This window comes from Paraburkholderia sp. SIMBA_027 (assembly GCF_046535315.1).
In the GTDB taxonomy this organism is placed as follows: Bacteria; Pseudomonadota; Gammaproteobacteria; order Burkholderiales; family Burkholderiaceae; genus Paraburkholderia; species Paraburkholderia tropica.
In genome coordinates, this window is the sequence record NZ_JAWRWY010000002.1 from 367,336 (window position 1) to 389,278 (window position 21,943).

The following is a 21,943-nucleotide window of genomic DNA, read 5'->3' on the forward strand; positions in this document are numbered from 1 at the left end:
GCGATGTCCATGAACTACACGCCCATCCTCGACGCGATCCGCCGCGACCTGCAACCGCATCTCGGCTCGGGCCGCGTCGCCGATTACATCCCCGAACTCGCCAAGGTCCGCGCCGATCACTTCGGCATGGCGATCGTCACCGTCGACGGCCAGGTTTATCGCACCGGCGACGCCGACGTGCGCTTCTCCATCCAGAGCATTTCGAAGCTGTTCGCCTGCACGCTGGCGTTTCAGCTGCTCGGCGACGCGCTCTGGGAACGCGTGGGCCGCGAGCCGTCGGGCACCGCGTTCAACTCGCTCGTGCAGCTGGAATTCGAAGCGGGCAAGCCGCGCAATCCGTTCATCAACGCGGGCGCGCTCGTGGTCACCGACGTGCTCTGCCGCCGCTTCGTGCAGGCCGAAACGGCGCTCGTCGATTTCGTACGGCGACTCTCGGGCGAAGCGGGCATCGGCTACGATTTGCGCGTCGCGCAATCCGAACTCGCGCACGCCGAACGCAATCGCGCGATGGCGCATTTCATCGCCAGTTTCGGCAACCTGGAAATGCCCGCCGATACGGTCATCGACGCGTATTGCCGGCAATGCGCGATCGAGATGAGCTGCGTGGAACTCGCGCGCGCGGCGCTCTTTCTCGCCAACGGCGGCGTGTCGCCCGCGAGCAGCGAAAGCGTGCTCGACGCGAGTTCGGCCAAGCGGCTTTCGGCGCTGATGCTGACCTGCGGCACGTACGACGCCGCCGGCGATTTCGTCTACCGCGTGGGCCTGCCCGCGAAAAGCGGCGTGGGCGGCGGCATCGTCGCGGTGCTGCCGGGCGAATTCGCTGTCTGCGTGTGGTCGCCGGGACTCGACGCGACGGGCAACTCGGCGGTCGGCTCGCTGGCGCTCGAATGGCTGACGACGCGCATCGGCCGCTCGATTTTTTAAGACGCCCGCTTCGGACGGAGCGCGTTGGCGAGCGCGCTATACTTGCGCGCTTTCGTTGTCTGCTTCCGTTGTCTGCTTCCGTTGTCCGCTGCCGTTGTCAGCCCACGCACCAAGGATTCCCCATGAGCACTTTGCCGCCCTGCCCGAAATGCAGTTCCGCGTTCACCTACGAAGACGCGGGCATGTTCATCTGCCCCGAATGCGCGCATGAATGGTCGGGAGAAGCGGGCGCGCCCGCGGAAACCGCGAAGGTTTATCGCGATTCGGCGGGCAACGTGCTGCAGGACGGCGATACCGTCACGGTCATCAAGGACCTGAAGCTCAAAGGCTCGGGCGGCGTGATCAAGATGGGCACCAAGGTCAAGAATATCCGCCTCGTGGATAGCGATCACGATATCGATTGCAAGATCGACGGTTTCGGTGCGATGAGCCTGAAGACGGAGTTTGTCAGAAAGGCTTGAGGCTTCGAGCGTTAAAGGGCGGCGAATAACCGGATTCGCCACTCGCTTTAATTCGCGCCGCCCTTCACTCGCACGTCCCGCAGACAATCAGAATGTTGACGGTCTGCTCCAGCGAGCCAAACATATCGACCTGCGACGCCGCTTTCACCGCGTCGAGAAAACCCGGATTCTTGAAACGCACGCGCCGCCCGCATTTCCTGCACGAAATCGAGTGCATCTTTTCGGCTTCGTACGGGCATTGAAGGAAGAACGTCGCTCGCGCGCCGGTATTGCCGGCCGCCCATTGTCTCGACACGATACCTGCGCTTTCGAAATCGACGAGCGCGCGATAAATCGACGCCTTGCTCAAGCCGATTTTCTTTCTGAGCGCGAATTTATAAATCTCGTCGGCTTTCACGCCGCGCTCGATTTCAAACATCGTTGTCAGAACGCCAATTCGCGTCGGCGTGACACGAACGCCCATCTCGTTCATGTACTTGACGACGGAATCACGGTGAGCAAAGTACTTCGAACCAACCGGCTCAATTTTTCCCATAGTGTCAATACCGGGAAAGCGGCATCCGCAACGGCATGCCCTCCCCGGTTTCCCTAACTCCGGCCCGTGGCCGGAAAGTTTCAAGGTGTCAGCACGTCGGCGTGCAACGAGACGTTGCCGCCTCAGGCCGCGCTCAATTGCGCATGCGATTGCAACGCGCCGGCCAGTTCACGCCACGCCGCCAATTCAGGCGCGCCCGGTTTGCGCGCGCCAAACAGCATGGCGATGTTCTCGCCTTGCGCGTCGAACAGTTCCACTGACGTCACGATGCCGTCGTCGGTCGGCTTGCGCACGAGCCACGCGCTCGCAACGAGATCGTTGCGCAAATGCAGATTGAAACGTTCGTCGAGCACGTTGACCCACTCGCCCATGGTGCGGATGTTCGTCACGGGCCCGGTATGAATCTGGATCATGCCGGCGTTGCCCACGAACACCATGATGGGCACCTGCTCGCGCGCGGCCTCGACCAGCAGCGTCTCGATCACGTCATCGGCGAGTCGCGTCACGTAGCGCGGTTCGGCGAGCCGCAGCGCCTGCGTGCGCGTCAGGCCGAACTTGCGCAGCAACGGGAAAAACTCGTGCGTGTCTTTCATCTCGGCCCACGCGGCGTGGAATCCGGCGCGATCGATGGCGTCATCGGCGCGCGGCGACGGTGCGGGTTCCGCGGGCTGCAAGGCGAGCACCGCCGACTGCCCGGCGTCGGTCCATTCCGCCACGATCGCGTCGAATGCCGCGTGATCGCTATGGGCGCGCAAAAACACCTTGAATACGGCTTCGCCTTGCGCATCGTAGAACTGGAAGCTTTTCATCTCGCCATTGGCCGACGCTTCGCGAACCGCGAACGCAAAGGCCCAGCGCCGATGAAAAACACGCAGATCGATATCCGCGCCGAGCACGAGGCCGACATGGCCCTCCGCGCTCACCTTTTCGAATACGCCGTCTTTTTCGTGCACGGCCGTTTCGTTGCGGGTCAACGTCATCACGGCGCCCAGTCGCGGCATTTGCGCGATCAACCCCATGAAATCAGGCTTCAAACGCACGACGTTGACGCCGACAAAAGCCGCCACCGCCTGCGCTTCACTGACCTGCATCGCCGCGGCGGCATCGCGCTGACGCAGCTTGTTCGCCGTCTTGTGCGCGAGATAAGATTCCCGCCATTGCGCACATGCTTCGGAATCCGAAAAATTAGTTTGAGTCATAACGATCCTTCGTATGTGAGGGACGAGTTTCAGAAGTCGATCTTCATGCCGACGTTGAAGTTTCGTCCGGGTGCCGTATAGGCATTAAGCGTCGCGTAGCTCGAGGATCCCGACAGGTCTCGCACGTCGCTCCAGCGCCAGTACTTGCGATTGAACAGATTGTTGATGCCGGCCGTCAGGCTCACGTGCTGCGTGATCTTGTAGCCCGCATGCAGATCGACGATCGTGTACGACGGCGTCGAGAAATACTTCGTGCTCGACGTATTCACGTCGCTGGTGTTGCGGCGCGAGTTGTAGGTCACGTCGGCGCCCACGAACCAGCGATCATCCGCGCGGTATTTGATCCCCAGCACCGCGGCCAGCGGCGGAACCGACATGATCCCGCTGCTCGTGCCGTCGGTGTTCTGCTCGCTGCCGTCGATATAGGCCACGCCGCCCTTGACCTCGACCGACTCGCCCGCGAACCAGTCGAATTTCGCTTCGACGCCCTTGATGGTCGCCTTGCTGAAATTGATGTACTGGAACTTCTCCGGATCGCTCGCCGAGGTAATGCTGCCGCCCACCACTTCCGAGTCGATGAAGTTCTTGTAGCGGCCATAGAATGCCGACGCGCTGTACGCCACGCGATTCGTGCCGAATGCGAGCTTGCCGCGCATACCCGCTTCGAACGAGTTGCTGGTTTCCGGCTTCAGATTCGGATTGCCGACCTGCTCGTAATAGGTGTGATACAGCGAGGCCGCCACGCCGCCGCCGTAATAGCTGTTGACCTGATTGGCCGACGGCGCGCGGAAGCCGCGTGCGTATTGCACATACGGCACGAGCGCCGGGCTGATTTCATACAGGAACGCGAGGCGCGGCGAGAGCGCATTGCCGCTCGAATTGGACAGCGGCTGCGTCGACGCGCTCGCGGCCGACGTATAGGTGCTGTCGGCATCGGGCGTCATGTGGTAGTAGTCGAAGCGCAGGCCCGGCACGAAGGTCAGCTTGTTCCAGCTGATGCTGTCCTGCATGTACGCGCCCAGATTGAGCGTTTGCGTCTTCGGGAAATTCTCCAGATACCCGGAGGTCGTATCGACCGTATTGCCGTTCGAATCGGTGCTGTATTGCGACACGCTCAGGTCGAAACCGTACACCAGCTTGTGCGAGAACGGACCGGTCTTGAACGAGCTTTCGGCCACGCTATTGCCACCGACGATGCTCTCGCCATAGTGGTTGTAGCGCGTGACATCGGTCGTCGTCTCGCCGATCAGCAGCGACTGGTCGGTCGCCGCGTTGCGGTAGAACACCGAGCTCTTGACGTGCTGCACCCAGCGATTCGTTTCGTCGTCGTGATCCCATTCGAGCTTCACGCGATTGCTCGTCACGTTGTTGGTCGTGTTGTACGAGGTGGTATTGGCGGTGTAATTGCCAATCTCGTACAGACTGTCGACTTCATTGGAATTGTTGAGCGTTTCGGCGGTCAGCTTGAGCTTGTCGGTCGCCGAGAGCCTGAAGACGAGTTTCGCCAATGCCGAGCGGTTGTTGTACGTCGCCGGATCGGCTTCGTCGCGATTCGCGCCCGTGCCGCCGGTGCTGCCGTGATTGTCCAGTTCGTGGCCGTGACGGCCCGAGAGCATCAGCAAACCCTGCACCGCGCCATTCGCAGTGCTAAACGCCGTGGTCGCAGTGCCACCCCAGCTGCGATCGCTCGAGTCATAGTCCGAGCGCACGGAGAAATATGTTTTCTTGCCGTAGATGCTCAGCAAGTCGGCGGGATCCTTCGTCACGAAGTTCACCGCGCCGGTCAGGCCGTCGCTGCCGTACAGCACGGACGCGGGGCCGCGCAACACTTCGACGCGTTCGTACAGGTCCGTGTTCAGATAGTCGCCGCGACCTGCCGAGCCGGAGCCGAAGGAGAACGATTGCGGCAGCGGAATGCCGTCTTCGAGCAGCAGGACCTGATTGCCTTCGAGACCGCGAATGTTGATGCCGTCGTTACCGGCGCGGCCCGTCGAGCTGCCGATGCCGCTCGGGCGATAGGCCTGGCGATTGACGGCCACGCCCGGCTCGTATTTCAGCGCGTCCTTGATGTCCTTGGCGTTGTTCTCCTCCATGTCGTCGGACGTGATGACCGACACCGTCGCCGCCGATCTGGTCGGGTCCGTCTTGCCGATGCGGTTCGCCGTCACCGACATGACGTTCAACTGGCTTTCCGCGCGCGATGTCGCGGTCTTCGCAGTTTTCCCGCTCGATGCAGCGTCCGAGGCCGCAGTCGCGGCAGCCGCCGACGGGGCCGTTTGGGCCTGTGCCCCTTGCGCGCCCGTGAGTTCCGCGAGCGCCAGTGGAATCAAAATCGCCAGAATTCTTCGCTGAAACACCATCTTCCCCTATTGATTGGCTTACTTTTTCGTCGCACAAGCCGACAGAATCATTAAGGTTGGTGAATATACATGAGAAGCATTCTCATTTACATCGCACGGAAAATTACGGCGTGTTTCGTGGATGTCAGGAAGATCGGGCGTTGACGGATCGCGGGAAGCCTTGACGGGCCGGCTCGCGGCGGTGCAATCCGATGCGGCACTATTTAATCTGGCGCGCTCCGAGGCGGCGTCGCGGGTGGCGTTCAGACGCGCGATCTCCTCGCAGTCCGGCGCGCGTTCCGCCCGGAGTGGCCGAATCGGCAAGCGGTGTACGCTGGCAGCAAACCGACGTCGTCGCGCGATCGAACGGCATAGCCAAAACAAGCCACCACACCTTCCGGAGAACGCCATGGCTGACAAGAAAGACGCCCCGCACCACCCCGCTGAAGCAACGGGCATGACGCGCGGGTTGACCTCTTACGGCGATCAGGGGTTTTCGCTGTTCCTTCGCAAAGCGTTCATCAAAGGAGCGGGTTACACGGACGAGGCGCTCGAACGTCCGGTGATCGGCATCGTCAACACCGGCAGCGGCTATAACGCCTGCCACGCGAACATGCCGCAACTGATCGAAGCCGTGAAGCGCGGCGTCATGCTCGCGGGCGGTTTGCCGATCGACTTTCCGACCATTTCGATTCACGAAAGCTTCGCGTCGCCCACGTCGATGTATCTGCGCAATCTGATGTCGATGGACACCGAGGAGATGATTCGCGCACAACCGATGGACGCCGTCGTACTGATCGGCGGTTGCGACAAGACGGTGCCCGCGCAATTGATGGGCGCGGCCTCGGCCGGTCTGCCCGCCATTCAGCTCGTCACCGGCGCGATGCTCACGGGTTCGCATCGCGGCGAACGCGTGGGCGCGTGTACGGATTGCCGTCGCTACTGGGCCAGGTTCCGCGCGAATGAAATCGATCAGGACGAGATCGACGACGTCAACAACCAGCTCGTGGCGAGCGTGGGAACGTGCTCCGTCATGGGGACCGCGAGCACGATGGCCTGTATTGCCGAAGCGCTCGGCATGACGGTTCCCGGCGGTGCGTCGCCGCCCGCGGTCACGGCCGATCGTATCCGTGTGGCGGAGCAAACCGGCACAACCGCCGTGAAGCTCGCCAAATCGCGGCTGGGCATCGACCGGATTCTCACGCCTCACGCCTTCGAAAACGCGATGCGCGTGCTGCTGGCGATCGGCGGCTCGACCAACGCCATCGTGCATCTGAGCGCGATCGCCGGGCGAGTCGGTCACAAGATCGATCTCGATACGCTCGACCGGATGGGCAAGGAAACGCCCGTGCTGCTCGACCTCAAACCGACCGGCCAGCACTACATGGAAGATTTCCATCACGCCGGCGGCGTCGCCACGCTGCTGCGCGAGTTGAAGCCGCTGCTGCATCTCGATGCGATGACGGTCAGCGGTCTCACGCTCGGCGAGCAGATCGAGGCGAGCGGCCCAGGCTTCGCGCAAACGGTCGTGCGTGCGTTTTCGCAGCCGGTTTATCCGCAAGGCGGGCTGGCCGTTTTGCGCGGCAATCTCGCGCCGGGCGGCGCCATCATCAAGCAGTCGGCCGCCGACGCGCGATTGATGGAGCACGAGGGACGCGCCGTGGTGTTCGAGACGGTCGAAGACCTCATGCAGCGCATCGACGATGAAGCGCTCGACGTGAACGCCGACGACGTGCTCGTCCTCAAGAACATCGGACCGCTGGGTGCGCCCGGCATGCCCGAAGCGGGCTACCTCCCGATTCCCCGCAAGCTCGCGCGGGCCGGCGTGAAAGACATGGTGCGCATTTCCGACGGCCGCATGAGCGGCACCGCGTTCGGCACGATCGTCCTTCACGTGACGCCCGAAGCCGCTGCGGGCGGCACGCTGGCTTATGTTCGAAACGGCGACCGCATTCGCCTGAGCGTCCGCAATCGCGAGGTCACGCTGCTCGTCTCCGATGACGAACTACAGCAGCGTGCAGCACAGACGCCGATCGCGCGCCCCACAGCCGAGCGCGGCTACCGCAAGCTCTTTCTGCAGAGCGTCACGCAAGCCGACGAAGGCGTGGATTTCGATTTCCTGCGAGCGGCGAGCCTGCAGAACAAACCGCCATCCGCGTAGACAGGCGCGCATGACGGCGCAGCGCCGAGCCCTATCGTTGCGATGCTCGCAGCGCGGCGTATCGGCGCTTCACCACGAGTGCGAGCGGAACCGTGAAGCAGAAATGCGACATGAATCCGCCGATAACGACATTGGGATCGAAGTAATTCGGGTGATTGTCCGACGCGATGGAAATCGCCACGTGCATGGCAATCCACGCAAGGATCGCGTAGAACAACGCAATGAACGTCGCCTCGTAGCCGCGACGCTGGAAATACGGCCAGACGAGTGCGAACAGCACGCCCCACGCGGCGGCGAACGCGAAGTGAATGATCGTGCCGAGCACATAGGCGCCAATGCCCAGACTCTGCTGGACATGCTTGCCGAACACGAGGCCAGTGGCGTTGCTGGGGATGCCGCCGAGCGTCAATAGATGCTGCACGCCAACCCAGACCACCGCCTCGTAAATCCAGATGCAGATCGCGCCCGTGAGGCCCGCCACGATTCCGCTGGACACCATCGCGGCCATACTCGGCCAACCGCCAGCGGCGTTCACTGCACTCTTTCCGTAGCCATTGTCGCGAGCGCCTGCGCTGCCGTTCATTGTCGTTCCTGTTCGACCGTTGTAAGTTCGCCGGCCGGTTTCCCGGCCAGCTTGCACAACATAGGAAACGCGCGTGAGCGGGACTATCGAGGGTAAACGGCAGGTTATGCAAACGACGAACGCGCTAACGCGCCATCCACACCTTGCGCGGATATCGCTTTTCGTCACCCATTCAATAAGTAAATTGGATGACTTATTAAGCACTTTGCAATCGAGTCGGCAAACTCAACGCCTTATTCACTCCGGCGTCAGCACGAAATCGAATGTCGACCGCCAGCGCGTGCTGCCGTCGTTCACGCGTTCGAACGGCGCAACGAGCGTCTCCTTGACGCCAAATACCGCATCGGATTTCAGATAGGCGTCGTCGCCCACGAAGGTGTGCGTGACGATCTTCTCGAAACCGGGCGCGGTCACAATGAAATGCATATGCGCGGGCCGGTACGGATGCCGCCCGAGCGCCGCCAGCATCTTGCCGACCGGGCCATCGTCGGGAATCGGATACGACACCGGTTTAATGCCGATAAATCGGTATGCGCCATCGGCGCCCGTCGTGAAGATGCCGCGATTGTTCCATTTCGGCTGAACGCCGGGCTGCTGAACGTCGTAGAAACCCTCCGGGTTATCGGACCAGACATCGAGCCGCGCACCGGCCACCGGATTACCCTGAAGATCGAGCACGCGCCCTTCGAACACGCAGCTTTCGCCTTTGCCATCGAGCGTGATGCATGCGCCCATCTCGCGCTGCGGCGACTCGGCCACATGAAACGGACCGAGCACGGTATTTTCGGTCGCGCCATCAGGGCGACGATGGTTGATCGCATCGACGAGCATCGACACACCCAGCGTATCGCTCAGCAGAATGAACTCCTGGCGCTCGTTGCCGCAAATCTGTCCGGTGCGCGTCAGGAATTCGATGGCGCTTTCCCACTCGTCCTGCGTGAGATGAACGTCCTTGATAAAGGCGTGGAGATGCTTGACGAGCGAGGCCATGACCGTCTTCAGGCGCGCGTCGACCTCCACGCCCATGCGTGCATTCACGGCCTGCTCCGAACTGGCTTCGGTAAAGAACTGAGACATGTTTAGCATTCCTTTTAATATGTTGACGAGCCGTTATTCCGGCCGTGTGCCTTCCCACGCGCGCTGCAGCAACGCACGCACGGCGTCGCGCTCGACAGGCCGCGGATTCCAGTACGGGTTGCGCACCGCGAGGTCGGCGGCTGCGTCGAGTTGCGCGGATGTCAGCCCGAGATCGCGCAGGGCGAGCGGCGCGCCAAGCGCGCGCGCGAAATCGTAGAGGCCGCCGCCAATCGATCCACCGAACAGTTGCGCAAGCGGCTGAAGTTCCTGCGCCGCCGCATTGGCGTTATAGGCCGCGGAATGCGCCAGTACGATGGCGTGCGTTTCCGCGTGAGGCAGATCGAAGCTGCCGCCCAGCGTGTGGCAGAGTTTGTGATGCAAGGACATCCCGACCGCGCCGAGCACCGAGCCGCACAGCCACGATCCGTAAAGCGCACGGGATCGGGCGGCGAGATCGTCGGGGCGCGAGACGATCGCAGGCAGCGCATCGCGCAGCGCCCGCACGCCTTCGACGGCCATCAGCGACGTCACCGGATTGCGATCCCGCGCGTAGACGCCCTCCACCGCGTGTGCGATCGCGTTCAGGCCGCTCGTCACGCTCATTGCGACCGGCAGGCCGAGCGTCAGCGCCGGATCGTAGATCACCACTTCCGGCAGGATCTTCGGATCGCGCACGGTCGTCTTGATGCCGTCTTCGGTTTGGCCGAGGATCGGCGTGACTTCCGAACCGGCATAGGTCGTCGCGACCACGATCTGCGGGGCGTCGTTGCGCCACGCGATGGCCTTGCCCAGGCCGATCGTCGATCCACCGCCGAGCGACACGAGACAATCCGCGCGCGCCGCATCGAACGCGGCGAGCGCATCGCGCGTGACCGCCACGGGCGTGTGCATCGCCGCCTCGCTGAACACGCCCGCCGCCAGCGGGCCGATCTGCGCGGCCAGTTTCTGCGCGTCGGCGCATTGCGACGGCGTCGAGAGAATCAGCGCGCGCTTCGCGCCCAGTCGCGCGATTTCGTCGGCGACGGCGTCAAGCGTTCCGGGGCCGAACAGAATGCGGCCCGGATGCATATCGTAGGTAAAACTCGCAGTCATGAACGCACTCCGTACTCAAACGACTTCGCGAACGCGAACATGGAGCTTCGCGACGATTTCGTCGAAACGCTCACGCAACTGCGCCGCGCTGCTCGCCGTGGCCGCCACATAAAAGTCGGGCCGCAGCACGACATAGCTCGCCTCGATTTTTTCGAGCCACTGCTGGTACGTTGAGTCGATATCCAGCGCATCGCAAGCCGTATTTGCACCACCCGGCGTAGCGATGCGCGCCGTGCGGCCTTCGATCAGCGCCAGTTGCTCCAGCCGCTCGGGCCCGAGCGCCTGCGCCGGATCGGCATCCAGACCGATCACGAACCAGCCATGCCCGACGGCCTGATCGAAGCGGTCACGCCGCCCTTTTGCCTCGACCACGCCCTGCACCGACAACTCGCCCGCATGCGCCGATCCAGCGGACCAGGCGCCCGGTCCCAGATGGCACACATCGGTCGGCACCGGCTGATGGTTGCGTGCCAGCAAATCGGCCTTCATTTTCACATCGCGCTCGGCGGCCTCGTTTTCGTTCGCAATGCAGATGATCTTGCCCAGCGCCTGGCTGAACTCGATGTAATGCTTCGCGTGTTCAAGGCGTTCCGTGGTGTAACTGTCGAGCACGGCGTCGGACATCCGGCCTTCGAGCATCGCGTTCAGACGCCAGCCGAGCGCGAACGCATCGCGCAACCCCGCGCACATGCCCTCGCCCGCGAACGGCGGCATCAGATGCGCGGCGTCGCCCGCAATCACGCAACGGCCGCGATGCCAGGTCTTCGCCCAGCGAGCCTGAAAGCGATAGACCGCGCTGCGTTCGAGTTCGGCGTTGTCGGGCGTCATGCCCCAAGGCGCCAGCAGCTCCCACGCGCGTCGCGTCGTCTGCAATTCCTCGGCCGACTCGCCCGGCAGGACCATGAACTCCCAGCGTCGACGACCCGGGCCGCCGGGCACGATCGTCGTCGGCCGCTTCGGATCGCACAGTTGCCACTGCGTCGGCTGCGCGGTGTAGGCCTCGCGCGGGATGAGGTCGAGAATGAGCCAGTCGAAGAAATAACCGCGGTCCTCGTTCTCGATGCCGAGCGCCTCGCGCACGAAGCTGTTCGCACCGTCCGCGCCCACCAGGTACTGCGCGCGCAGCACGCGGGCATCGGCATCGACATCGACATCGACATCACCACCACCCTCGCCAACTTCCTGCGGCGTGCGTCTGAGCGACACCGTCACGCTGTCGCGGTCCTGGACCAGCTCCGTGCCCTCCCATCCACGCAATTGCGTGACGCCCGGCATACCGTCGACGATGCGCGTGAGCCGCGCTTCGAGGTCGGGCTGATTGAACCAGTAACGCACGCGCCAGCCCGACGCGGACTGGCTCTGCCAATCGACGATCTGCAGATTCTCGCCGCGCGCGTCTTTCCAGTAGTACAGCTCGTCGTGATACGAGATGGCCGGATCGCGCTCCGAGTCGATCCCGAGCGTCGCGAGAATGCGGGCGATTTCGTGGTCGTAGGTGACGGCGCGCGGGCGGCCGTACGCCTTCGACCAGCGCTCGACCAGCGTGACGCGTTTGCCGCGCTGACCGAGCAGGATCGCGAGCAGCGTACCGACGGGGCCGCCGCCGATGATGGCGACGTCAGCATCGAAGCGGGAATGCGGGCTTGAGGCGGGGGCGTTCATATTCTGTCTCCTGGATTCGTCGCCCTGCTGGGCTGATGGGGCGAGGTGCGAGCCGCTGCCCGGGACGCCTGCCGTCCGGCCATCGGCGCATCCGCACGTCGCTTGAGACAGAATGTAGGTCAAAACTGAATGTTCGTCACATATGGTAAACGCTCAGATACGATATTCGCTCAGAGTCAATGATCGCGGATCATTTGTCCCCATGGAACGCACCGCCACGCAGCCTGACACCCGCCCATTCGGATTAGAATGATCGTCAACAATGACTCTGGATGGATTTCGATGAGCGCTTCGGCCCAGGAAAGCGAGAAGGAAGGACGCGTGGCGCGGCGGCAGCGCCGTAACCGCGAGGCGCTGATCAAGGCCGCCGGCACGATCATGAGCGAGAAAGGCATCGACGCCGCGACGATGCTGGAGATCGCCGATCTCGCCGACGTCGGCGCGGGAACGGTCTACAACTACTTCAAATCGAAGGACGAACTCGCGATCGCGGTGCTGGAGGACATGATGCACGAGCTGGCGCTGCGCATCGAACGCGCGACCGCCGGCCTGTCCGATCCGGCCGAGGTCTACGCCTTCGGCATTCGCACGGTGCTCGAAGCGGCCACGACGGATATCCGCTGGAAGGAAATGCTGTTCCGCTCGGAGGTAATCGCCGACGCGCTGTTCCGGCGCATGGGGCCGTTCGCGATTCGCGATTTGCGCCGAGCCGTCGAGGCGGGACTGTTCAGCGTCTCCGATCCCGATCTCGTCTGGCACCTGAGCGCGCACGCGATTGTCGGCGCCAGCCTCGCCATCACCACGGGCCGGATCTCGGGCAGCGTCAAGGACGAGATCGTCGTGCGCCTGCTCTGCATGACCGGCATCGGTATCGAGGCGGCCACGGCACTCGCGGCGCGTCCGCGGCCCGCTTCCGTGATCGCATCGATCGCATCGATCGCATAAACGAGTGATTCACACCATCGGCGTAATTGACGGGTTTAAACCATGCACATTCGTACAGCTTCGAAAACCGACGCACACGCCATCAGCGCAGTGGCGGTCCAGACATTCGCACTCGCCTGTCCCGCGAATACGCCCGAATTCGAGCTTCGAAAATATATCGACGAGAATCTCACGCCGTCGCGCTTCGAATCGATTCTCGCGGACGGCAACTTCGATGTGCGCGTCGTGGACGATGGCGGGAATGTCGTCGGTTTCAGCGTGCTGACTCATCGTCCTGACGTGCTGGACATGCCGCTCGCAGACGGCATCGCGGAATTGACCCGGTGCTATGTACTGCCGGCGTATCACGGCACCGGCGCGGCGCAAAAGCTGGTGACGGCCACGCTCGCCGCATTGAATGGCGCGGTCCGGCTCACCGTCAACGATCAGAACGCGCGCGGCATCCGCTTTTACGAGCGCAATGGATTCGCGACGGTCGGCGAAACCACGTTTGAATGCGGCGACGATCTCCATCGGGATCTGGTGATGGTTCGGGCCGCCGCGCGTTAGCCGTTCCAGGAACATCGATAGAAAAAATGCTTCGCTCGCAAGAGCGACCAAAAGCGCATCATGGCGGACCGTTCCGTCAACCTAGATGATGCTCATGTCTCACCCGCTGCCCCGTTTCGGTGTCTGGGCTCTGGTCCACGGCAGCCGCGCCGCCCTGCAAGATCCCGCCGAGCCCTACGACGCGTCGTGGGCTCGCAACAAGGCCCTCGTGCTGGAGGCCGAACGCCTCGGCTACGACTCGGTTCTCGTCGCTCAGCACACGATCAATCCGCACGATCCGCAACTCGACCAGCTCGAAGCGTGGACCGCCTCGGCCGCGCTCGCGGCGCTCACCGAGCACATCGAGATCATCGCGGCGATCAAGCCTTATCTTTACCATCCCGTCGTGCTCGCCAAGATGGCGCAGCAGATCGAACACATCAGCGGCGGCCGTTTCGCGATCAATCTCGTCAACGCGTGGAACCGTCCCGAACTGGAGCGCGCCGGCATCGGCTTCGCGGAACACGACGCGCGCTATGCCTACGGCCGCGAATGGATCACAGTGGTCGATTCGCTGTTGCGCGGCGAACGCACGTCGTTCGACGGCGAACATTTTCGCGTCGACGACTACGCGCTGCGCCCCGCCGATCCTTACCGCGAACGTCCGCGCATCTACGTGGGCGGCGAATCCGAACCGGCGCGTCAACTGGTGGCGGATAAAGGCGACGTGTGGTTCATCAACGGCCAGCCGCTCGACGACGTGCAGCGTCTGATCGGCGACGTTGCCGCGCGTGCACGACCGCAAGGCCGTCCGGCGCTGCGCTACGGCCTCTCGGCTTTCGTGATCGCGCGCGAGACCGACGCGCTAGCGCACGAGCATCACGCGCACCTTTTCGCGCTCGCGGAAAAAGACCGTCCGCTGCGCGAGCGCCAGCAGGCGAACATCGACCCGAAGGCCGTCATGTTCCAGACCTTTGCGCAATCGGCCCGCGTGGGATCGAACGGCGGCACGGCCGCGCAACTCGTGGGCAGCTACGACACGGTCGCGCAGCGCATCGCCGACTTTCATCGCGCCGGCGTCGAACTGTTCATGCTGCAATTCCAGCCCTTCGAGGCGGATATGCGCACGTTCGCGCAGCACGTCGTCCCGCGCGTGAAGGCGCTGCTGAGCTAATTCAACGCAAGCCGCGACTGATCCCGGTCGATCGCGGCTTCGATATTTCCACTTTGATCAGTCATCCTATGGATATCCAACGTCGACGTTTCATCAACACGCTGACGGCCGCCACGCTGGGCACCGTCGCCGCGCCCGCCTTCATGTCGATCGCGCGCGCCGCCGAGACGCGCACGCTGCGCATCGGTTATCAGAAGTTCAACACGCTCAATATCCTCAAGGGCACCGGCCATCTCGAACGCGCGCTCGAACCGCTGGGCTGGAACGTGCGCTGGGCCGAGTTCACGGCCGGGCCGCAACTCACGGAAGCGCTCAATGCGGGCGCGCTCGACTTCGGTCATGCGGCGGATACGCCGTCGGCCTTTGCCAATGCCGCGGGCGTGAACGCGGTCTATCTCGGCGCCGAGCAACCGTATCCGAAGGGAATCGGGATCTTCGTGCCGGCCAACTCGCCGATACGCTCGATCCGCGAATTGCGCGGCAAGAAAGTGGCGATCGGCCGCGGCTGGAACGTGCAATATCTGCTGGTGCGGGCGCTCAACGAAGCCGGCCTGCAATACACGGATATCGAGCCCGTCTATCTCACGAGCGCAGCGGATGTGAGCGCCACCTATCTGTCCGGCAATGTCGATGCCGCGGGGCTCTGGGACCCGTTCCTCGCCAGCCAGCAACTCGCCACGTCGCCGCGCGTGCTGCGCGACGGCACCGGCCTCTCGAATAACCGGACCTTCCATCTCGCGCGCCCGGAATTCGTGAAGGCCAATCCGGACGTGATTCGCGTGCTCTTTCGCGAACTGCGCAACGCGAACACCTGGACGCAAAGCCATCCGCAGGAAACGGCGAGCCTGCTCGCGCCGCAACTGGGCGTGCCGCCAGGCGTGTTGCTGCTATCGACCGAACGCCGTCACTACACGACCGTTGCCGTGACGCCCGACATCGTCAAGGAACAGCAGGATATCGTCGATACGTTCCATGGGCTCGGGCTCATCAAGGAACGCGTCGATGTCGCGCGATTCGTGTATCCGGAGGTCTTCGTGTAAGACGCCGTGGGGACGCCCGAACGTTGGGCGCCCCCACGACTCCCGCATCGCTCAGCGTGTTGGCCGAACAGCGCAGGCGCCTTCAGGCGCGCCGTGATCGCCGTAATCGCCGCAATCGCCGTGACCTAAAGGATTCTTCATGTTTGATTGCGCGGGATCTGGCACCATCGGCCACCTTCCCTTTTGAGCGAGTTGCCTTTACTCATGCGCCATTCCTGCTTCGCCACACTCCGCAATCGCACCGGCAAACTCGTTGTGCTCGCAAGTTCCGCGCTGATCGCCGCCTCGGCCTTCGCTGCCGCGCCAGACGCTTCGTCGAACGCGCTGCCCTATTCGAATCTTTCGACCTTGCATGTTAAAGCGGCGCAATTGCAGCCTTTCCTGCGAGCGCTGCGCCACAACGCCGCCAATGCGCGCGAGGAAGCGGGCAATCTGTCGTTCACCGTGTTTCAGTCGACGACTTCGCCGACTACGCTGTACGTGCTCGAACAATGGAAAGATCAGGCGGCCTACGAGGCGCATATGAAGCAGCCGGCGCTGCTTGAAATGCACCAGGCCGCGAAGGCCGATCTGGATGGCGGCATTGCGCACATGCGCATTATTCCGGCCACGCCGGACGCCGGCATTCAGCCGAAGCAGATTGCGCAAGGCAATCAGACCAGCAACGTGCTGGTGTTTCTTTCGGTGAAACCCGCTGAATCGGCGCAATTCCACGCAGATGTCGCGGCCGTTTCGCCGACGTTTCGCGCCGCGCCCGGCAACGTTTCGTTCGAGGTGTATCAGAACGCCGACGACAAGAACGAAATGGTTCAACTCGAACGCTGGACCAGCGAGTCGACGCATCAGGACAATCTGAAACGCCCCGTGATCCAGCAGATTCGCAGCGGCTACGCCGTCACGCTGGCCAAGCCGATGCTCGAAGGACGCGTGCTGCTCAAGGACGTGACGGACGATTAAACCGCGCTCGCGCCGCACTCTGGCCTGCCGTCCGCGGCAGGCGCATCAACATTCGCGCGGCGGCACGAAGAAAAATGATGATGATGAAGCCGCAGGCGGCCACGTCGAAACTTCATGCCTCGTTGCGCCACGAATTCAGCAACAGCCGTGTTTGCGCGCTGACGACGGTCTTCACGAACTCCGCGTTTTCCCCGTCGATATCGCCCCAGCCGAGCATCGAAAGCGTCGACTCGCGCGCGACGTGAAACGCGAAATATTGCCCCCACATGCTGATCATTCGCACGATGGTCAGCGGGTCGTTTTCCGCACGTCCCGTGATGCGCGCCACGAGTGCCGCGTTGACCTTGTTCATCGGCGCACGCAAGCGTTCACGCAGCACCTGCGTGCCGATTTCCGGCTCGCCGCCGCCCTGCTCGCGGGCAAAAAAGAGCCGGCGATCGGTCTCGCGCCCCTTCTTGAACATCAGATCGGCGATCGTGCATTGCAGTGCGACGAACGCTTCGATCAGCGCCTCCTGCGAGGCGTTCTCGTCCTTCAAGGTCGCTTGAGCGCGTAAAAGCGCCGGTTCGAGCACCTGAAGCGCGTCGTCGACGATCGCCTCCGCGCACGCCCGGTACACGCCTTCCTTGTTTTCGAAGTAGTACTGCAACGCCGGCGCATTGACGCCCGCGCGCGCCGCGATATCACGCGTCGACGCGCCCGCGAAACCATGCTGCCCGAACAGGGAAATGGCTGCGTCGATCAGCTTTCGGCGAGTCTCTTCGCCGCGTGCGTAGCCGCCCTCGCCGGGGTGACGGGGTCGTCGTGGTTCGTTCATACAAAAAGAAACGTCAATGAAAACTTCCAAAATATAACACTTGACAGATATCTTCCGAGTGGAATAATTCGTCCATCTGGAATAAGTTAAGGTTTGTTAACCATGTCGACGACTGCTGGAGCGCCTGGACGCGCTGATCAGGAAACCACTCCCAACGCGCCCGCACGCGGTTCCCGGCGCGGCATGGTGATCGGCGGCGCACTGCTGGCGCTCGCCGCCGCAGCGGGCTGGGCGGGCCACTGGTGGCTCGTCGGGCGCTTTATCGAAAGCACCGACGATGCCTATCTCCAGGCCGATAGCGTGACCATTGCGCCCAAGGTGAGCGGCTATATCACCGACGTTTTCGTGGCGGACAATCAGGCCGTCAAGGCCGGCGACCCGCTCGTGCGCCTTGACACGCGCCAGTATCAGGCTGCACTCGACCAGGCCAGCGCCACGGTCGATGCGCGCAATGCCGATATCCAGCAGGCCGAAGCGCAGCTCACGCAGCAGCGCGCGAAGATCGCGCAGGCCGCGGCTGAGGAAGACGTGGCGCGCGTGAGCCTGCGCCATGCGCAGGACGAAGTGGCGCGCTACACGCCGCTCGCGGCGTCGGGTGCGGAAACGGCCGAGAAGCTTTCGGAACTCAAGAGCTCGCGCGATCAGGCGCAGGCCACGCTGGCCGCCGATCACGCGGCCGTCGAATCGGCGCGCTCGCAGGTGGGCGCGCTGACGGCCCAGCTCGGCCAGGCCCGCGCGCAACTCGAAGCGGCCAAGGCGAGCGCGGCGCAATCGCAGCTTGACCTCAACCATACGGTCGTCACGAGTTCCATTTCGGGCCGCGTCGGCGACCGCACGGTGCGCGTGGGACAGTACGTGCAGCCCGGCACGCGCATGCTCTCGATCGTCCCGGTTCAGGACACCTATCTGACCGCCAACTTCAAGGAAACGCAGATCGGGCGCATGCGCATCGGTCAGCCGGTGGAAATTTCCGTCGACGCGCTTTCCGGACACAAGCTTCACGGCGTCGTCGACAGCTTCTCGCCGGGCACCGGCGCGCAATTCGCGCTGCTGCCGGCGGAGAACGCAACCGGCAACTTCACGAAGATCGTGCAGCGCGTGCCGGTGCGCATCCGCCTCGAAACCGGTCCGCAAACGCGCAAGGTGCTGCTGCCCGGCATGTCGGTGACCGCCGAGGTCGATACGCGAAGCTCGCGCGACGACGATCGACGCATCGACGCCGAGAACCATCGTGAGTAACGCCAGCTCCACCAGTCCGGCCGGCATGACGGGGCACGCCCCGCATGCTCACGGCGAGCGCGCAAGCACGTCGGACTGGATCGCCGTCGCGGCGGGCGCGCTCGGCGCGCTCATCGCCACGCTCGACATTTCGATCACGAACTCGGCGCTGCCGCAGATTCAGGGCGAAATCGGCGCGACCGGCACCGAGGGCACGTGGATTTCCACGGGCTATCTGATGTCGGAAATCGTCATGATTCCGCTCGCGGCGTGGCTCACGCGCGTGTTCGGCCTGCGCAATTTCCTGCTCGTCAACGCCACACTGTTCATCGGCTTTTCGATGATGTGCGGCTGGTCGGGCTCGCTCGCCATCATGATCGCCGGACGTATCGGCCAGGGTTTCACGGGCGGCGCGATGATCCCGACCGCGCAGACCATCATTCGCACCCGCCTGCCCCCGTCGCAGTTGCCGATCGGCATGACGATATTCGGGCTGACCGCGCTGCTCGGGCCGTTGCTGGGTCCGGTGGTCGGCGGCTGGCTCGCGGAAAACATCAGCTGGAGCTGGTGTTTCTTCGTCAACCTGCCCGTGTGTCTCGCGCTGATCACGCTGCTGCTTTACGGGCTCGGTCCCGATCGTCCGCATTGGGAAGCCTTTTTGAAGGCCGACTGGATCGGCATCATGGGGCTCGCTATCGGCCTCAGTTCGCTGACCGTGGTGCTCGAAGAGGGACAACGCGAACGCTGGTTCGAATCGCAGATGATCGTGACGCTCACCTTCGTTTCGCTGTTCGGGATGCTGCTGATCGCCGTTTCCCAGTTCGTCGCCAAAAAGCCCATTTTGCGTCTTTCGCTGATGCGCAACCTGCGCTTCGCCAGCGTCAACGTGATCGTCTTCATGGTCGGCGCGGGGCTGTACGGCATTTCGTATCTGCTGCCGCAGTTTCTGAGCCAGGTCGCCGGTTATAACGCCGAGCAGTCGGGCATGGTGATGCTGCTCTCCGGCATCCCGGCCATGTTGACGATGCCGTTCCTGCCGCGTCTGCTGGGCAAGGTGGATATCCGCATGCTGGTGATCACGGGCCTGCTGCTGTTCGCGTGGAGTTGCATGCTCGACACCACGCTCACGGCGCAGAGCGTCGGGCACGATTTCACGTGGTCGCAGCTGCTGCGCGGCGTCGGCCAGATCCTCTCGATGATGCCGCTCAATCAGGCGGCGATGGCCACGGTCACGCGAGAAGAATCGGGCGACGCGGCGGGCATCTACAACATGGCGCGCAATCTCGGCGGCTCGGTGGGCCTCGCGATTATCGGCACGCTGATCGACCGGCGCGAAACCTTCCATACGGCCGTGCTTCGCGAGGCCGTCACGAACAATTCGGTCAACGGACAGGCGCATATCGCCGCGAGCGCGGCGAGTTTCTTCGCGCAGACCGGCGACATGGCCTACGCAAAGATGCAGGCGCTGGGGCAACTGGCCGCCCAGATCCAGACGCAGTCGACCGTCATCACCTATTCGGAGACGTTCTGGGTGCTCGGTATTGCCTTGCTCGCGTGCATTCCGCTTGCCGCGCTGCTCAAGAATCCGCGCCCTGGCGCCGCTCCTTCCGCCGGTCATTGAAGCTAAAGAATCGAACATGATGACAACCTTTACCCTCCGCCCTCGTGCGGGCGCACTCGCCGTGGCCTGTGCCGCCAGCCTGCTGGCCGCCTGCACGGTGGGTCCGGACTACCACGGCGCGCCCGCCGTGGCGCCCGAGGCGGCCAGCGCGGACAGCTTCGTGCGCACGCCCGCGAAGGGCATCGTCGCGACCGCGCCCGCTCCCAACCAGTGGTGGCTGGCGCTGAACGACCCGCAACTGAATACGCTGATCGCCGCCGCCTTCGCGCATAACCCCGACCTGCGCGCGGCGCAGGCGCGGCTGCGCGAATCGCGCGCGCAATTGCAGCAGCAGCGCGCGGCCGAAATGCCCAAGCTCAGCGCCGACGCCGCCGCGGTCCGCATGCGCGAGCCCGATCTGAGCGCGCTGTCGTCGGCGGACTCCAGCGCGGGTTCGTCGGGACGCGGCCCGCTCTCGCTCTACACCGCCGGCTTCGACGCCTCGTGGGAAATCGATCTGTTCGGCGGCACGCGCCGTGCAATCGAAGCCGCGGATGCGCAGTCCCAGGCCGTCAACGCCGACCTCGCCGATGCACAGGTCTCGATGGCCGCCGAAGTCGCGCAGGCCTATATCGATCTGCGCGATCAGCAGCAGCGCCTGCTCATCGCGCAACGCACCGCCGAGCTTCAGCAGCAGAGTCTCACGCTCACCGAGCAGCGGCGCGCGGGCGGCACGGCCGCCGACGTCGATGTCGAGCGCCTGACGACCCAGGTCGAAAACACCCGCTCGACGCTCACGCCGCTCGCGGCGCAAGTGGAAATCTCGCTCGATCAACTCGCGGTGCTCACCGGCAAGGCGCCGGGCGCGCTCGACGCCGAACTGGCGCAGCCGCGTGCGTTGCCCGCGCTGCCGGCCACGGTGCCCGTGGGCGATCCGGCGAAGATGCTCGCGCAACGCCCGGATATTCGCGCCGCCGAGCGCCGCCTCGCGTCGAGCAACGCGCAGATTGGCGAACATATCGCCGACTTCTTCCCGAAGGTCACGCTGTACGGCGATCTGAGCTATTCGGCCGCCGACCCCGGCCATCTGTTCCGCAAGTCCAACGCCACGTGGCTCGGTGCGCCCTATCTCTCGTGGAACCTGTTCGATTTCGGCCGCACGCTCGGCGCGGTGCACGGCGCGGAAGCCTCGCGTGACGAAGCTATCGCGAACTACGAAAAGACCGTGCTCGGCGCGCTCAAGGACGCCAACGACGGCCTCTCGCGTTTCGGCTATCAGCGAGAACATCTGGCGACGCTGGAGAAAGTGCAGAAGTCGGCGCTGCGTTCGGCGGACCTGACGCGTCAGCGCTATCGCGCAGGCACGGTCAGCCTCGTCGATCTGCTGGATACGCAACGTGCTGAATTTTCAGCGCAGCAGGACGTGGTCGCGGGCCAGGCCGAGTTGCTCAAGGATTACGTCTCGCTGCAAAAGAGTCTAGGCCTGGGCTGGCAGCCGCCGCAGACCTGATCGCCAATCGCCGGGCGTCGGCCCGAGACCGTGGAGGCGATCGCTTGCACGGTCTCGCGCGTCGCCAGCCGAAGACGCGGAGAATCCAGGCGGATCGTTATACAAGCTTTTGCCCCACATA

At 63.6% G+C, this 21,943-nt stretch carries 19 protein-coding genes; 11 read left to right on the forward strand and 8 right to left on the reverse strand.

The features are described 5' to 3' along the window. Positions 1-9 precede the first annotated feature (9 nt). On the forward strand, positions 10-924 hold the full coding sequence (locus SB764_RS04635; RefSeq protein WP_065060664.1) for a glutaminase: 915 nt from the start codon (positions 10-12) through the stop codon (positions 922-924). A gap of 122 nt (positions 925-1,046) precedes the next feature. Then, positions 1,047-1,385, forward strand: coding sequence for a zinc ribbon domain-containing protein YjdM (locus tag SB764_RS04640; protein ID WP_065060663.1), 339 nt, complete (start codon positions 1,047-1,049; stop codon positions 1,383-1,385). Between the two features lie 64 nt (positions 1,386-1,449). Here the strand turns inward: SB764_RS04640 and SB764_RS04645 are convergent, their stop codons facing one another. From SB764_RS04645 to SB764_RS04655, 3 genes are read right to left on the reverse strand one after another with little or no spacing between them, the layout of a single operon-like run. Further along, positions 1,450-2,004 carry a Fur family transcriptional regulator gene (locus tag SB764_RS04645; protein ID WP_124260535.1) on the reverse strand — a complete coding sequence of 185 codons (555 nt, stop codon included), beginning with the start codon at positions 2,002-2,004 and terminating at the stop codon, positions 1,450-1,452. A 38-nt stretch (positions 2,005-2,042) separates the two neighbouring features. After that, entirely contained in the window at positions 2,043-3,119 is a 1,077-nt protein-coding gene (locus tag SB764_RS04650; protein ID WP_074982354.1) for a hemin-degrading factor, read from the reverse strand. A 29-nt stretch (positions 3,120-3,148) separates the two neighbouring features. Further along, positions 3,149-5,293: a TonB-dependent hemoglobin/transferrin/lactoferrin family receptor gene (locus SB764_RS04655; RefSeq protein ID WP_231957582.1), complete on the reverse strand. Its 2,145-nt coding sequence runs from the start codon at positions 5,291-5,293 to the stop codon at positions 3,149-3,151. Between the two features lie 574 nt (positions 5,294-5,867). Between SB764_RS04655 and SB764_RS04660 the strand changes: the two genes are divergently transcribed. Continuing rightward, the gene (locus tag SB764_RS04660) at positions 5,868-7,619 is read left to right on the forward strand and encodes an IlvD/Edd family dehydratase (RefSeq protein ID WP_065060659.1); all 1,752 of its coding nucleotides are present in this window, start codon (positions 5,868-5,870) and stop codon (positions 7,617-7,619) included. A 31-nt stretch (positions 7,620-7,650) separates the two neighbouring features. Here SB764_RS04660 and SB764_RS04665 read toward each other — a convergent pair whose 3' ends face one another. From SB764_RS04665 to SB764_RS04680, 4 genes are all read right to left on the reverse strand, one after another. After that, on the reverse strand, positions 7,651-8,118 hold the full coding sequence (locus SB764_RS04665) for a hypothetical protein (RefSeq protein ID WP_244145865.1): 468 nt from the start codon (positions 8,116-8,118) through the stop codon (positions 7,651-7,653). Positions 8,119-8,439: 321 nt separating this feature from the next. Beyond that, the gene (locus SB764_RS04670; protein WP_410862787.1) at positions 8,440-9,279 is read right to left on the reverse strand and encodes an intradiol ring-cleavage dioxygenase; all 840 of its coding nucleotides are present in this window, start codon (positions 9,277-9,279) and stop codon (positions 8,440-8,442) included. 33 nt (positions 9,280-9,312) lie between these two features. Next, the gene (locus SB764_RS04675) at positions 9,313-10,371 is read right to left on the reverse strand and encodes a maleylacetate reductase (RefSeq protein WP_322008052.1); all 1,059 of its coding nucleotides are present in this window, start codon (positions 10,369-10,371) and stop codon (positions 9,313-9,315) included. Positions 10,372-10,386: 15 nt separating this feature from the next. Then, entirely contained in the window at positions 10,387-12,033 is a 1,647-nt protein-coding gene (locus tag SB764_RS04680; RefSeq protein ID WP_410862789.1) for a bifunctional 3-(3-hydroxy-phenyl)propionate/3-hydroxycinnamic acid hydroxylase, read from the reverse strand. 282 nt (positions 12,034-12,315) lie between these two features. Between SB764_RS04680 and SB764_RS04685 the strand changes: the two genes are divergently transcribed. The 5 genes from SB764_RS04685 to SB764_RS04705 all read left to right on the forward strand — a co-directional run bounded on the left by SB764_RS04685 (position 12,316) and on the right by SB764_RS04705 (position 16,677). Next, on the forward strand, positions 12,316-12,978 hold the full coding sequence (locus SB764_RS04685; RefSeq protein WP_410862790.1) for a TetR/AcrR family transcriptional regulator: 663 nt from the start codon (positions 12,316-12,318) through the stop codon (positions 12,976-12,978). Between the two features lie 42 nt (positions 12,979-13,020). Next, positions 13,021-13,527: a GNAT family N-acetyltransferase gene (locus tag SB764_RS04690; protein WP_065060654.1), complete on the forward strand. Its 507-nt coding sequence runs from the start codon at positions 13,021-13,023 to the stop codon at positions 13,525-13,527. Positions 13,528-13,621: 94 nt separating this feature from the next. Further along, positions 13,622-14,680, forward strand: a complete 1,059-nt coding sequence (locus SB764_RS04695; protein WP_183713609.1) for an LLM class flavin-dependent oxidoreductase — start codon at positions 13,622-13,624, stop codon at positions 14,678-14,680. A 68-nt stretch (positions 14,681-14,748) separates the two neighbouring features. Continuing rightward, entirely contained in the window at positions 14,749-15,720 is a 972-nt protein-coding gene (locus SB764_RS04700; protein ID WP_074982368.1) for an aliphatic sulfonate ABC transporter substrate-binding protein, read from the forward strand. Between the two features lie 204 nt (positions 15,721-15,924). After that, positions 15,925-16,677, forward strand: a complete 753-nt coding sequence (locus SB764_RS04705) for an antibiotic biosynthesis monooxygenase (RefSeq protein WP_260183275.1) — start codon at positions 15,925-15,927, stop codon at positions 16,675-16,677. 112 nt (positions 16,678-16,789) lie between these two features. On the opposite strand, the gene SB764_RS04710 is transcribed toward SB764_RS04705, so the two are convergent. Further along, entirely contained in the window at positions 16,790-17,494 is a 705-nt protein-coding gene (locus SB764_RS04710) for a CerR family C-terminal domain-containing protein (protein ID WP_065060651.1), read from the reverse strand. Between the two features lie 102 nt (positions 17,495-17,596). Between SB764_RS04710 and SB764_RS04715 the strand changes: the two genes are divergently transcribed. From SB764_RS04715 to SB764_RS04725, 3 genes are read left to right on the forward strand one after another with little or no spacing between them, the layout of a single operon-like run. Further along, positions 17,597-18,733, forward strand: a complete 1,137-nt coding sequence (locus SB764_RS04715) for an HlyD family secretion protein (RefSeq protein WP_065060650.1) — start codon at positions 17,597-17,599, stop codon at positions 18,731-18,733. Then, positions 18,726-20,333, forward strand: coding sequence for an MDR family MFS transporter (locus tag SB764_RS04720; protein ID WP_373681588.1), 1,608 nt, complete (start codon positions 18,726-18,728; stop codon positions 20,331-20,333). Before SB764_RS04715 ends, SB764_RS04720 begins: the two co-directional genes overlap by 8 nt. Before the next feature lie 19 nt (positions 20,334-20,352). Next, the gene (locus SB764_RS04725) at positions 20,353-21,822 is read left to right on the forward strand and encodes an efflux transporter outer membrane subunit (RefSeq protein ID WP_183039427.1); all 1,470 of its coding nucleotides are present in this window, start codon (positions 20,353-20,355) and stop codon (positions 21,820-21,822) included. Positions 21,823-21,943: the final 121 nt, after the last annotated feature.